The sequence below is a fragment of the Agrobacterium sp. CMT1 genome (genome assembly GCF_037203725.1).
Lineage (GTDB): Bacteria > Pseudomonadota > Alphaproteobacteria > Rhizobiales > Rhizobiaceae > Agrobacterium > Agrobacterium pusense.
The window spans coordinates 36656-49733 of record NZ_JBBCAR010000005.1; the positions used below are offsets into that span (position 1 = coordinate 36656).

13 protein-coding genes are annotated in these 13078 nt (G+C 60.4%); 6 read left to right on the forward strand and 7 right to left on the reverse strand.

What is annotated here, in order from left to right; translation table 11 throughout:
* The first annotated feature begins 1 nt into the window (after position 1).
* Positions 2-406 carry a diacylglycerol kinase gene (locus WA845_RS08010; protein WP_004442540.1) on the forward strand — a complete coding sequence of 135 codons (405 nt, stop codon included), beginning with the start codon at positions 2-4 and terminating at the stop codon, positions 404-406.
* Positions 407-466: 60 nt separating this feature from the next.
* Here WA845_RS08010 and pdhS2 read toward each other — a convergent pair whose 3' ends face one another.
* Positions 467-2002 (reverse strand): two-component system sensor histidine kinase PdhS2, encoded by a 1536-nt coding sequence (pdhS2, locus tag WA845_RS08015; protein ID WP_004442536.1) that lies wholly within the window; start codon positions 2000-2002, stop codon positions 467-469.
* 108 nt (positions 2003-2110) lie between these two features.
* On the opposite strand from pdhS2, the gene WA845_RS08020 reads away from it, so the two are divergent.
* The 4 genes from WA845_RS08020 (at position 2111) to WA845_RS08035 (ending at position 5157) form a co-directional block, all read left to right on the forward strand.
* On the forward strand, positions 2111-2701 hold the full coding sequence (locus WA845_RS08020; RefSeq protein WP_112554617.1) for a thermonuclease family protein: 591 nt from the start codon (positions 2111-2113) through the stop codon (positions 2699-2701).
* The gene (locus WA845_RS08025; RefSeq protein ID WP_162749613.1) at positions 2694-3350 is read left to right on the forward strand and encodes a uracil-DNA glycosylase family protein; all 657 of its coding nucleotides are present in this window, start codon (positions 2694-2696) and stop codon (positions 3348-3350) included. Before WA845_RS08020 ends, WA845_RS08025 begins: the two co-directional genes overlap by 8 nt.
* Before the next feature lie 67 nt (positions 3351-3417).
* Positions 3418-3906, forward strand: a complete 489-nt coding sequence (locus WA845_RS08030; protein ID WP_003507846.1) for an Lrp/AsnC family transcriptional regulator — start codon at positions 3418-3420, stop codon at positions 3904-3906.
* 285 nt (positions 3907-4191) lie between these two features.
* Positions 4192-5157, forward strand: coding sequence for an aliphatic sulfonate ABC transporter substrate-binding protein (locus WA845_RS08035; RefSeq protein WP_004442522.1), 966 nt, complete (start codon positions 4192-4194; stop codon positions 5155-5157).
* Positions 5158-5399: 242 nt separating this feature from the next.
* On the opposite strand, the gene WA845_RS08040 is transcribed toward WA845_RS08035, so the two are convergent.
* From WA845_RS08040 to WA845_RS08060, 5 genes are all read right to left on the reverse strand, one after another.
* Positions 5400-6224: a methyltransferase domain-containing protein gene (locus WA845_RS08040; protein ID WP_112554614.1), complete on the reverse strand. Its 825-nt coding sequence runs from the start codon at positions 6222-6224 to the stop codon at positions 5400-5402.
* An 84-nt stretch (positions 6225-6308) separates the two neighbouring features.
* Positions 6309-6575, reverse strand: coding sequence for an usg protein (locus WA845_RS08045; protein ID WP_004442513.1), 267 nt, complete (start codon positions 6573-6575; stop codon positions 6309-6311).
* Between the two features lie 169 nt (positions 6576-6744).
* A complete protein-coding gene (locus WA845_RS08050) occupies positions 6745-7575 on the reverse strand; it encodes an ABC transporter permease (RefSeq protein WP_004442510.1) in 831 nt (276 codons plus the stop codon).
* Entirely contained in the window at positions 7572-8375 is an 804-nt protein-coding gene (locus WA845_RS08055) for an ABC transporter permease (protein ID WP_022556506.1), read from the reverse strand. Before WA845_RS08055 ends, WA845_RS08050 begins: the two co-directional genes overlap by 4 nt.
* A 112-nt stretch (positions 8376-8487) precedes the next feature.
* Positions 8488-9261, reverse strand: a complete 774-nt coding sequence (locus WA845_RS08060) for an ABC transporter substrate-binding protein (RefSeq protein WP_004442506.1) — start codon at positions 9259-9261, stop codon at positions 8488-8490.
* Between the two features lie 347 nt (positions 9262-9608).
* Between WA845_RS08060 and WA845_RS08065 the strand changes: the two genes are divergently transcribed.
* The gene (locus WA845_RS08065; RefSeq protein WP_112554672.1) at positions 9609-11858 is read left to right on the forward strand and encodes an OmpA family protein; all 2250 of its coding nucleotides are present in this window, start codon (positions 9609-9611) and stop codon (positions 11856-11858) included.
* A gap of 286 nt (positions 11859-12144) precedes the next feature.
* Here WA845_RS08065 and WA845_RS08070 read toward each other — a convergent pair whose 3' ends face one another.
* A complete protein-coding gene (locus WA845_RS08070; RefSeq protein WP_004442502.1) occupies positions 12145-13068 on the reverse strand; it encodes a pseudouridine-5'-phosphate glycosidase in 924 nt (307 codons plus the stop codon).
* Positions 13069-13078: the final 10 nt, after the last annotated feature.

A 13078-nucleotide genomic window follows, 5' to 3' on the forward strand; every position in this document is an offset into this window, starting at 1 on the left:
GATGGACGCGACGCCGCACATGCCACCGCCAGAACCGGTCTTTCGTAAAGAAAAGGGCTGGCGGCATCTGTTCGCTGCCGCGCGCTATTCCCTGCAGGGGCTCGGCCGGCTCTGGCAGGAAGCTGCCTTTCGTCACGAAGTTCTTGCCTTCTGCGTCGGGCTTGGCCTGCTTCTGGTCGTGGGCGCGCCGTTTGCGCATCTTCTCGTTTTCACGGTGTTGATGCTGCTTTTATTCTCGGTGGAAGCGCTCAATACCGCCATCGAGGAACTGGTGGACCGCATTTCGCCGGAAATTTCCTCCGTGGGCCGGCACGCCAAGGATCTCGGCTCCTTTGCCGTCTTCTGCCTGCTGATGGCGAACGGGTTTTTCGTGCTGTATTCGCTGGTGACGACGCTGTTCTTCTGAGGTTGCCAGCTTCAAGGCATTTCCAGGTGGAAAGCCGGGCGACGCCTTCCTGTGGGCGCCTTAAGCGAAGGACCGTCGGCGTGGCTGGATGGCATGGGTTTCTTCGACCGCGGGCAGGCTCTGGAGCACGCGTTTCGCGGGCAGGATGGCGATGCCTTCCGTGCCCTCACGCAGTTTGGATTTCAGAATGAACTGGCCGTCATGCTTGGCGAGGATGGCCTGAACGATGGGCAGGCCAAGGCCGGTTCCCTGCTCGGCGCTCTTGATCGCGATTGATCCCTGGCCGAAGGCTGACAGCACCACCGGAATTTCGTCCTCGGGAATGCCTGGGCCATTGTCCCTGATCGACACATATTGGCCGCCGCCGGCCGTCCAGCCCGCCTTTACGAGAATTTCTCCACCCTGCGGGGTGAACTTGACGGCGTTGGACAGCAGGTTGAGGACGACCTGGCGGATCGATTTTTCGTCCGCCCAGACCTGCGGCAGGCTGTTTTCAAACTGCTGGGAGATCCTGATGTTCTTGGCGCGGGCACGAAGCTGGATCATGCCGATGCAATCTTCGGCGATTTCCAGCATCGAGATCGCTTCTTCGTTCAGGTCATAACGGCCCGCCTCGATGCGCGACAGGTCGAGGATTTCGTTGATGAGATCGAGCAGATGCTGGCCGGAGCGGTGGATATCGCCGGAATATTCCTTGTAGAGCGGATTGTTGAGCGGCCCCAGCACCTCCGAGGACATGACCTCGGAGAAGCCGAGAATGGCGTTGAGGGGCGTGCGCAGCTCGTGCGACATGGAGGCGAGAAAGCGCGACTTGGCCAGATTGGCCTCTTCCGCGCGTCGCCGCGCCTCGTCGGAAACCGAATTGGCGACTTCGAGCTCGGCGATCAGGTCGTCCTTTTCCGTCTGCGAGGAGAGGAGCTTGATGCTGGTCTGGTAAAGCCGGCTGGTGATGCGGTGGCAGAACAGGATCGCCATGCCGAACATCAGCGCAAGACCGACATCGAATGGATCGCGCGAGAAGACAGAGGTGACGCAGAGAGCCGCCAGCACCGGCAGGAAAGTCATGAAGGTTGCCCGCCGCAGCATGAAATTGGCCGTGGCGGTGAGCGAGAGCGCGATCAGCAGCGTCGAGCCCTTGAAGAAAAGCACGAGCGTCGGGTCATTACGCGTTGGCTCCGCCAGCGCGAACATCGCCCAGATGCAGCCGATGACGATCTGCATTCCGAGAAAAAGATTTTTCCAGTGCAGGAGGTTTTCGGCGGTGATCTCTTGTTTTGCAGCCCGTTTGGCGAGCATCAGCGAAATGGCGTGGAAACTCAATGCAGCCAGCGACCAGATGATGAGGCTGATATCGCGGGTTATGTAAACGCCGATGATGGAGGCAAGCACGATGAAAAGCGGCATGATCATCGCGCCCTGCAGGGTCTCGGCGATGTGCATGGTCAGCATCTCGCGTTCATAGGCGTCGCTTGCGCCTGCACCTTGCTGCAAGCGTTCACGCGTCGTCTTCACCGCGTCGAAAACCGCCTTGTTGCGATGTTTTTTCGAGCGGTCGACGATGATCTTGTCGGTGGACGTGCTGACGCTTTTACTCATTGTTACAACGCAGGGTGACATGAACCCTTGCAGACTACGCCCAAAATCTTAAGAAGATGCTGCCGTGAAAGGATTTGTTTGCCATCTCTGACAAGGGTTTGTTGTTACATGAGACGAAATGGAGGCAGGCGCGGGGGTTTTTCCGCAGTCCGCGACGGCGGCCTGTTCCTTGCTACGGTTTTTCTAGGGGTTCTGATTGCCGCCAAGCTCGATCATATCAACAGCGAAACCTATGGCGGCCGCTTCTTCGTGATTGATGGCGACACGCTCTCCAAGGGCAAGGAACGTTTCCGGCTGCTGGGCATCGATGCGCCGGAGCTTGCGCAGACATGTCTGCGCGGGGGCGAAAGCTGGCCATGTGGCGAGGAGGCGCGCCGTGTGCTGCAACGGCTGGCCGCCGCGGATTTCTCCTGCTCCGGCAGTTCCAGAGATCGATACGGGCGACTGCTCGTCTATTGTTCCGCCGGCGGCAGGGATGTTTCGTCAGACATGGTGTCGGCCGGTTTTGCCGTCGCGTCGGGATATTTCCAGTTTTCAGGCGAGCAGGAAGCCGCGCGCAGGCAGGCGCTCGGCATCTGGGCGGGAGAATTCGAAAAGCCCTCGCAGTGGCGGAGGGATCACCGTGCCGCGGATATGGAAACGCCGGCGGCGGGTTTCCTCACCATCGTCCGCCATCTTCTGGGGTGGGATCATGGCTGAAGGAGAGAGGGTTGGGCCAGTGCATGATGATGGGCTGGACGGGCTGCGCGGTGAGATTGCCCGCTGTCGTCTCTGTCGCGACATGCCGCTCAAGGGAATGGCTGACCGCCTGCCGCATGAACCCCGGCCGGTGGTCGTCATGTCGGCAAGACCACGCATTCTGATTGCCGGGCAGGCGCCAGGGCTGCGCGTGCATGAAACGGGCCTGCCATTCAACGATGCTTCCGGCGACAGGCTGCGCCAGTGGCTGAATGTCGACCGGGAGACATTTTACGATCCGGATCGTTTCGCCATCGTTCCCATGGGGTTCTGTTTTCCCGGTTATGATGACAAGGGAAGCGACCTGCCGCCACGGCGGGAATGCGCCCCGCACTGGCGCACGCGGGTCATGGCGGCGATGCCGCAGGTGGAGCTGATCCTCGCGATCGGCCAATATGCCCAGGCTTTTCACCTGGGTGAAAGACGATGCAAAACCATGACCGAAACGGTGCAAAACTGGCGCAGCTATCTTCACGCCAATTCCGGCCCCGGCATTCTTCCTTTGCCGCATCCGAGCTGGCGCAACACGGGGTGGCTGAAAAAGAACCCATGGTTTACGGAGGAGCTGTTGCCGGTTCTGCGAGAATATGTGGAAATGCGGCTTTGGTGAAACAATTTTCTGTTTTTCCGCAAAAATTAGTGTATTGAAAGGAAATTAATTCAGGAGGGTAGACGCATTGGATCGCCTAGACCGTAAGATTTTGCGCATTCTGCAAGAGGATTCCACGCTGGCTGTTGCCGATCTGGCGAAGAAGGTCGGCCTTTCCACGACGCCCTGTTGGCGGCGTATCCAGAAGATGGAAGAAGACGGCGTCATCCGCCGGCGTGTGGCCCTGCTCGATCCGGTCAAGGTCAATACCAAGGTCACGGTTTTCGTCTCCATCCGCACCGCCTCCCATTCCATCGAATGGCTGAAGCGCTTCTCCGAAGTGGTTTCCGAATTCCCGGAGGTTGTCGAATTCTACCGTATGAGCGGTGATGTCGACTATCTGCTGCGCGTGGTCGTGCCCGATATCGCCGCCTATGACGCTTTCTACAAGCGGATGATCGCCAAGATCGAAATCCGCGACGTCTCCTCCGCCTTTGCGATGGAGCAGATCAAATATACGACGGAACTGCCGCTCGATTACATGCTGCTGGATAATCCTAAATCCGGCGAAGAGTGATCCGTCGCTGGTCAGTTTTTGATCAACGCCCTTTCCGGCCGCCGGGGAGGGCGTTTTAATTCGTGGGTGGTTTTTTGGGCGCCGGTCGGGCCTGCCTGGGCTGATACTGTCGGAAGGTCCGTCCGGTAGCTGCCGCAGAGGCACGACAATTCTATTTCGCCGGTAACGGCAAATTCGCACATTCAATTCTCTCAACGCCGTCTGCGCGCAAACCAGGATTTTGATAAAATCGCTCGAATATCTACGCTTTTACTGTCGAAGGATGGAATAGCGAGGAATATCCATATGCTGACACGACGCGGAACATTGGGACTGATTGCAGGTGCGACCGGGGCGGTGTTTCTGCCGCATATCCGGCGCGCGAGCGCCGCAACCACGACGTTGCGGATTGGCTGGCAGAAGAATGGCGTGATAGCGCTCGCGAAGAGCCAGGGCGCGCTCGAAGCGCTGCTGAAGGATCGCGGCATCGAGGTCAAGTGGTCTGAATTTTCCTCCGGGCCGCCGCTTCTTGAAGCGCTGGGTGCCGGTGCGCTGGATATCGGCCCGACCGGCGATGTGCCGCCGCTTTTCGCGCAGGCCGCCGGCGGCAATCTGCGTTATGTCGGCACCTACAAGGCGGCGGCAGGCGGATCAGCAATCCTCGTGCAGAAGGATTCGCCGCTGAAGACGCTCCAAGACCTAAAGGGCAAAAAGGTCGCCTTCAAGCGCGGCTCCAGCGCCCATAACGTCACTGTGAAGGCGTTGCGAAAGGCGGGGCTGACCTTGGCAGACATCACGCCCGTCGATCTTGCCCCGCCGGATGCGGCGGCCGCCTTTCGAAGCGGCAGCATCGATGCCTGGTCGATCTGGGATCCCTATTTCGCCGTGGCAGAGAAAGAGCCGACGACGAGGGTACTCTCGACAGCCGAAGGCATCGTCGATCCGTGGAGTTACTTCCTCGCCAATGGCGATTTTGTTGAAAGTAACCCCGATCTCGTGCCGCTGATTCTGAAGGAACTGGCGAATGTGGGTGCGAAAGCGCAGACCAACATCGACGCGACAGCCAAGTCGCTGTCGGCCATCACCGGTGTCCCCGAGGATGTCACGAAGGTTTCGCTGACGCGCCCCGGTGCCGACCTTGGACGGGTCTCGCTGGTTCCGGATGAAGCCATCGCCTATCAACAGGCGCTTGCGGACGAGTTCTACGATCTTAAGATCGTGCCGAAGAAGCTCAAGGTGGCGGATATCGTCTGGCGTCCCAAGGCGAGTTGATGGGCGGAAAGTGGAGTCTCTTCAACCGGCTGGCGGATGTTGCTCAGAGGTTGATTCAGGCCGTTGGTGTTAAATGTGAGGCGATTGGATGCCGCTTGTTTCTTCTCCCCGTGGGGGAGAAGTCCGCGGCAGCGGGATGAGGGGGCGAGGGTAGAGATAGACTGAGAGCCAGCCCCCTCATCCGACCCTTCGGGCCACCTTCTCCCCGGCGGGGAGAAGAAAATTGCCTCAAGGTCACCGCATCAGCCCTTGAACTTCGCAATCACCAGATGACCGGGCGTCGGATTGCCGCCCTGCATGCGCACATTGATGTCGGTCACTTCAATCACCTCGAAACCGGTCGCCGCCAGTCGTTCGCGGACATAGGTTTCGGCATGGGCGAAACGCTGGTGCGGGCCGACCATGTAGGGGCGCCCGGCCATGATTTTTTCGGGCAGGGTCTCCGACGAGAAGATCAGCAGGCCGCCGGCATTGAGGTTTTCGGCGGCGCCGAAAAACAGCGGTTCCAGCGCGCCGAGATAGGGCAGCACATCGGTGGCGGTGATGATGTCAAAGGGCTCGTCGTCATTGTCCTCAAGGAAATCCTCAACTTCGGCGACATAGAGCGTCTCGTAGAGGTCCTTCTCATGAGCGATCTCGACCATGTTTTCGGAAATATCGATGCCGGTGATGTCGTCAGCCATATCGCGCAGCGCTTCACCGGTGAGGCCGGTGCCGCAGCCGAGATCGAGCAGGCGTTTGAAAGGGCCGAGATTGAGCGTCTGCAGCCGCTGGCGCACCATCATGGGGACGGCGTAACCCAGCTGCTCGACAAGAATATCCTCGAAGGCTTCGGCATGCTGGTCGAACAGGGTTTCGACATAGGCGTCGGGCGCTTTGGAAGGCTGTTCGCCCCGGCCCATGGCGGCAATGCGTACGGCTGCGCCACCGTGGTCTTCCGGATCGATGGCGAGGACCTCCTCATAGGCCTTCACCGCCGCGTCCACATCACCGGCCTTTTCAAGCGCGAGTGCGCGGTTATAGGCCTCGGCGAGCGCCTCTTCGTCGATCTTCTGGTTCTTGGTCATCGTGCCTTATCCGTCAGCGTCTTCAATTGACGTTTGCTGTAAGCCGCATCGGGGACCGGCGCAATGTTTATGTGGCGTGAGGGCTTAGTGGAGGATGAACTCCCCTTTGAGCGCGCGCCATTCCTGCGCCGAGATAACCTGCCGGTGCACATAGCGGACGGAGTGCAGGGGGCCGTCGAGCTTTTCCTGCCAGAACTTGAGGAAGCCGTGCATTTCGGGGAAATCAGGGGCCAGATCGTAATTCTGCCAGACGTAGGTCTGGAGAACCAGAGGATGGTCCGGCAGGCGGTAGAATATCTGGGCGGTGGTGAGGCCGTAGCCTCGCAGCATCATTTCCATGTCCTTGTTCATGGTGGCGGTTCCCATATCGATGATGACCGATCACAGCGTTGCCGCTGTATCTTAGATGGGAACACGGCAGGGTTAACCCAACCTTGCCAAAAGAATGGATGTGTCACAAATTTGTTATATTTTTCAAAGTGTTGGCAGTACTCATTGATGAGTGCTGCCAACGTTGGGCTCAGCGCTTGAGGTGACGGGTCAAGCGGGCCTCCAGCCAGGCCCAGACATGGCGCAGCGTCTCGACGATCGCAAGGTAAAAGATCGCAGCCCAGAGATAGGCCTGATAATCGAAGGTGCGGGAAAAGGCGTAACGGGTCTGGCCCATCAGGTCGAAGACGGTGACGATGGAGACCACCGCCGAACCCTTGATCATCAGGATGATCTCGTTGCCATAGGGGCGCAAAGCGACGATTAGCGCCTGCGGCAGTATGATCTTTCGGAAGGTGATGAACTTGGAAATACCGAGCGACGCCGCCCCTTCGTGCTGGCCGCGCGGCACGCTCTGGATCGCCCCGCGCAGGATCTCCGCCTGATAGGCGGCGGTGTTGAGCGTCAGCGACAGGAGGCCGCAATACCAGGCTTCGCGGAAGAACCACCAGAGATCAACGGCTTCCAGCGCCGGGCGGAAGCTGCCGAGACCGTAATAGATCAGGAAAAGCTGCGCCAGGAGCGGCGTGCTGCGGAAGACATAGACGTAGGCATAAGCGAGCGCGCCAATGACGCGATTTTCAGACATGCGGGCGAAAGCGATCGGCACGGACAGGATGGCGCCGAGAATGATCGAGCTGCCGACCAGCGTGATTGTGGTGATGAGGCCATCGATATAACGGGGCCCATACCGTTCAAATTTGTCCCAATCCCAACCCTCGATCATCGCAAATAACAGCCCGGCGGCGAGAAGCAGCCAGAGCGTAATGACAGCGATGCCGACGACACGGGAGATGTTCAGCGGTTTGTCCGCAACGATGGGCGCTGGGCGTGGCGGAATGAGTTCCTTGATATGGCTCATCGTCTGGCCTCCGACTTGCGCGACCAGCGATCTATGAAACCGATGCCGATGGATGAGAGGAGCGCGAGAATGAGGTAAAGCAGGCAGGCGATGCCGTAGAAAAAGAAGGCTTCCTTGCTGACGCGGGCGGCGATGCCGGTCTGGCGGATGATATCTGCAAGGCCGATGATCGATACGTAGGACGTGTCTTTCAGCAGGATGACCCACAGGTTGGTCATGCCGGGAAGGGCGATCCGCACCAGCTGCGGAATGATGATGAGCACCATGGTGCGGCTGCGGGAAAGTCCGAGTGCGTCACCCGCCTCATATTGCCCCTTCGGTATGGCCTTGAAGGCCGAGAGAAGCACCTCAGACGCATAGGATGAAAACACCACCGAAAGCGCCACCATGCCGGCAACGAAGGCGTTGATTTCGATGGGGCCGGTAATGCCGATGTAACCTGCCACGGATTGCAGCAGCATCTGGATGCCGTAATAGACGATGAAGAGCGTCAGCAGTTCGGGTAGGCCACGAAAGATGGTGGTATAGATTCCGGCGGCCAGCCGAAGCGATTTTTCTTCCGATTGCGCGGCGAGCGCGATCAGGAAGCCGATCAATAGCCCGACTGGCAGGGTGGCAAGCGCCAGCGAGATCGTGACCTTGACGCCGAAAGCGATTTCATCGCCCCAGCCCGCATCGCCGCAGGCGACGAGAGTGCCGTTTCCGAAAAGCGAGAAGAGACCGACCGGCCCGCAGAAGGGATCGAGAAGTGTCGAGACATAGGTCCAGAACGCACCTATGGCGGAAAATGCTCCGCTCATGCCAATTTTCCCCTGCGGTCTTAAGCCGCCGTGATTGTTATGGTGACGTTTTCAAACAAAAATGGCGGAAGGGCAAGCCTTCCGCCACGAGATTTCAACAGATCGAACCGGCTTACTCGCCGTAAACGTCGAAATCGAAGTATTTTTTGTTGATCTCCTGGTACTTGCCGCTGGCGCGGATGCCGGCAATGGCAGCCGTGAACTTGTCGGCCAGCGCCGTGTCGCCCTTGCGAACGGCAATGCCTGCGCCGTTGCCGTTGATGTCGACGTCGACCTTGAGCGGTGTCAGGATCTTGCAGCACTTGCCGGCATCGGTCTTCAGCCATTCCGACAGCACGACGATATCGTCGATGACGGCGTCGATACGGCCATTGGCGATGTCCAGCTTATATTCGTCTGCGGTCGGATACATCTTCACGTCGGAATCCGGGAAGTGTTTTTCAGCGTAGTTGGAGTGGGTGGTGGAGCCCTGTGCGCCGAGCGACTTGCCCTTGAGATCGTCGAGGGACTTGATCGGCGAATCCTTCGGCACGGCGATCGCCGGCGGCGTGTTGTAATATTTCTTGGAGAAGTCGACCTTCTGGAGACGTTCCGGGGTGATCGACATGGACGCGATGATGGCGTCGAACTTCTTGGCCTGAAGGGCGGGGATGATGCCGTCCCAGTCATTGGTGACGAAGGTGCACTCGGCCTTCATTTGTTCGCACAGCGCCTTGGCGATGTCGATATCGAAGCCGGTCAGCGTGCCGTCGGCTTCGAGATTGTTGAAGGGCGGGTAGGCGCCTTCGGTGCCGATGACGATCTTGTCCTGCGCGAGAGCCGCGCCGGAAAAGAGCGAGATGGCGGCAATCGATACGGCTGCGAGCAGACGGGTGGAAATAGGCATTTCGATCCTCTCTTTTGGTCGTTCATCCGCGGTCTGTTGTTGTTTTCAGTGCGGACGCCATGGGCGCCAAGGCGCGGCAGGACGGAGGATACCGCCTGTGGCCTTCAGCGCGGATGTGATTATTCATCCGCTTGGTCAAAAAATGCAACTGCAATATTAGCGACCTTCTTTGTGCCGCAGAGCCTCCACGAAAAGGCCTTGATCTGTTCATTTCCGGTACAGAAGGCTTTGGTCATCATGGGAACCGGAGCGTGTGTAAGGCGTTGAACAGCGCCTGCGTGCCAAGCCGGGCCCACGACGTCGCGTATCTTGCGACATAGAAAATGACGGCAGATGAGGAAGCACTGATGCTGAAAAAGAAAAACACATTGCTGACCGGGGTGGTTTTTCCGCTCATGTCTCTCGTGATTGCGGTTGAGCCAGCAGCGGCGGGCTTTGCCGGCGCGGCCCGCGCCCAGGCGCCGGTGTCGCAAACCGCGCCCGGCCAGATAATCCTGGCCCAGGCAGAGCCCGCGCAGGAAAACCCGGAAGAAGAACTCAAGAAGAAGCGTCAGCGCGCCGAAGAGGCGCAACCCGCCGAACCGAAGCGTGAAGAGCGCGCACCGGAGCCCCAGCGCGAGCCGGAGCCCAAGCGCGAGGCGGCCCCGGCTGAACCTCGCCCCGAGCCCAAGCGCGAAGCGCCGCCGGAACCACAGCAGCGTGAGGCCCGCCCGGAGCCTGCGCCGGCCGAGCAGCCGCAGGAGCGTCCCCGCAAGCCTGAACGGGCGCAGGAGCCGCAGGGCGAGGGTGAACAGCGCCCGGCTCGTCAGCGTGAGGCCGCGCCTGAAGCTGCGCCTGAAGCTGCGCCTGCCGAACAGCAGCCGAAGGAACGTCCGCGCAACCCGGAACGGGCCGAGCAGCCTGCAGGCGACGGCGAACAGCGTCCCGAGCGTCCCCGTAAGGAGCGTGCGAAGGAGCCTGCGGCCGAACAGGAGCCAGCAGTTCGCCCTGAAAATGCCGAGCAGCCGGCCAAGCCCCGTGAGCCGGCACCCGCCAAAAAACCGGCAGTAGAGGAAAAGGCCCCGGAACAGAAAGCCGAACCGGCCGAAAAAGCCGTTCCCGAGAAAAAGCCTGCCGCTCCCGAGCCCGCCGCGAAGGAAGCACCTGTTCCGACAGAAGCGCCGACGCCCGCGCGCCCGCCGGCACCCGAAACCCAGCCAAACCCTGCACCTGGCCGCCAGCCTTCCGAACAGCCGCCGGTAGAAGGTCAGGGTAGAACGGAACCCGCAGCCCCGCTGCCAGGCGCGCCGACCCCGCCGCCGAGCGGTGCGACGACCGGGCAGGCGCCTGCCGGCGAACCGGTGCCGAACCAGGTTGCCGTTCCGCAGACGGAAGCCCCGCCGATGACGAAGGAGGAGCTGGACAAGGCCAAGGCGATCGCCAAGGACCCGTCCAAGACGGCTGACACCGTCATCCTGCCGGTCGACAAGGGTGCTGCCGTTCTCGACAGCGACAAGGAAGTGGAGCGCTCCGGCAACCGCCAGACCCGCGAGGAACGCCGTCGTGAACGCGAACAGGCCGGCGACTTCAAGGTCCCGACCTCCGACGCCGAGGCGCAGCGCGCCGGTGCTGCTGAAGGCAAGGCTCCGCCGCCACCCGTAAAGCTGGAAGCCATCACTTCCCAGCAGGGCGAGCGCATCGACCGCCGCCCGCAATATGAGCGGCCGGACGGTGTACGCGAATGGCAGCCGCGCGAGGGTCGCCCGCGTGATCGCGATGGCGATGCGCCGATCATCCTGCAGTTCGGTGACCGCGTCGTCGTTCGTGGCGATGACAACCAGCGCTTCATCCGCGATGGCGGCGAGCCCTATTACGAGCGCCTGCAGGGCGGCCGTGTCCGCGAAACCGTGGAGCGCCGGGATGGCACGCAGGTCGTGACGATCCGCAACCGTTATGGCGACGTGATCCAGCGTTCGCGCATTGACGATCGCGGCCGCGAATATGTGCTGTTCTACGCACCGGAGCTGATGGACGACCCGGACCGCGATTACGTTTATCGCGACCCCGGTCTCGATCTTCCGCCCATGCGTCTGCGTATTCCCGTGACGGACTACATCATCGACACGTCGAGCGATCCGGATCGCGATTATTACCGCTTCCTGGAACAGCCGCCTGTCGAGCCGGTGGAACGTGTCTATTCGCTGGATGAAGTGCGCTATTCGGCCCGTATCCGTGACAAGGTGCGCCGTATCGACCTCGATACGATCACCTTCGCGACCGGCAGCGCTGAAATCCCGATGGCGCAGGCTCGCTCCTTGCGCAAGGTGGCCGACGCAATCAACAAGGCGCTGGAAAAGAACCCGGCGGAAACCTTCCTCATCGAAGGCCATACCGATGCCGTCGGTTCGGATGAAAGCAACCTGGTACTGTCTGACGAGCGCGCTGCCTCCGTCGCCAACGTGCTGACCGACGTCTACGGCATCCCGCCGGAAAACCTCGCGACGCAGGGTTATGGCGAGCGTTACCTGAAGGTCCAGACACTCGGCCCGGAACAGCAGAACCGCCGCGTCACCATCCGCCGCGTGACGCCGCTGGTGAAGCCGGTCGCTCAGAACTGATCGGGTTCAAATAGAAAAACAAGGCCCGGAAGCGAAAGCTCTCCGGGCCTTTTTTATTGCTTACGATGTCCCCAGCGCCGAGGCGTTTGGCAGAACTTGATCATCCGCAATCCGTCACCCCGGACCAGATCCGGGGTCCAGCGTGATCAAGTCCTTGATCACTAAAGACTCTTTCACGGCGCAGACGCGCCGTGGCTGGATGCCGGATCTAGTCCGGCATGACGGAGGTGAGGTTTTCGAACCCTGGCGTCACCCGCAAGCTTGAGGATGATCCCAACCCCGACGGTTAGCTTAGCGCCACCGCAATCTCAGCCGCTAATTGCGCGTTGTTGCGAACCAGCGCGATATTGGTTTCGAGGCTGCGACCATCCGTCAGGCGGAAAATGTCACCCAGCAGATACGGCGTGACCGCCTTGCCGGTCACTTCATCCCGCTCGGCATGCGAGATGGCGCGATTGATGTAGATTTCCATTTCCTCGCGCGGAATTTCGTCAGCTTCCGGCACGGGATTGGCCACCAGCATGCCGCCATCGATACCGAGCTGTTCGCGGGTTACCTGGAAGTTGGCGATTGCGGCCGGGCTGTTGAGCGAAAGCGGGCTTGGCAGGCCGGAGGAGCGAGACCAGAAGGCCGGGAATTCTTCCGAACCGAAAGTGACGACGGGTACGCCGTTGGTTTCGAGGACTTCAAGCGTCTTTGGAATATCGAGAATGGCTTTCGCGCCAGCGCAGACGACGATGACGCCCGTCTTGGCAAGCTCGGTCAGATCTGCGGAGATGTCGAAAGTCTCTTCAGCACCCTTGTGCACGCCGCCGATGCCGCCGGTCGCGAAAACGCGGATACCGGCGCGGGCAGCGGCAATCATGGTGGCGGCAACCGTCGTCGCGCCCGTGCGGCGCTCGGCGATCGCAAAGGCGATATCGGCGCGTGAGACCTTCATGGCGTCGGTAGTCTGGGCAAGCGCCTCTAGCTGGTCTTTCTCGAGGCCAATATGCAGGGTGCCATGAATGACGGCGATGGTGGCCGGAACCGCGCCCTGATCACGGATGATCTGCTCGACGCTTTCCGCCATCTCGATATTGCCGGGGTAGGGCATGCCATGGGTGATGATGGTCGATTCAAGCGCGACGATCGGCGCACCGCGCTGCTTGGCGGCGGCGACTTCCTGAGAATAGACGATGGGCAGGAGAGGGGAGATGGGGCGGGTCATTTACATTGTT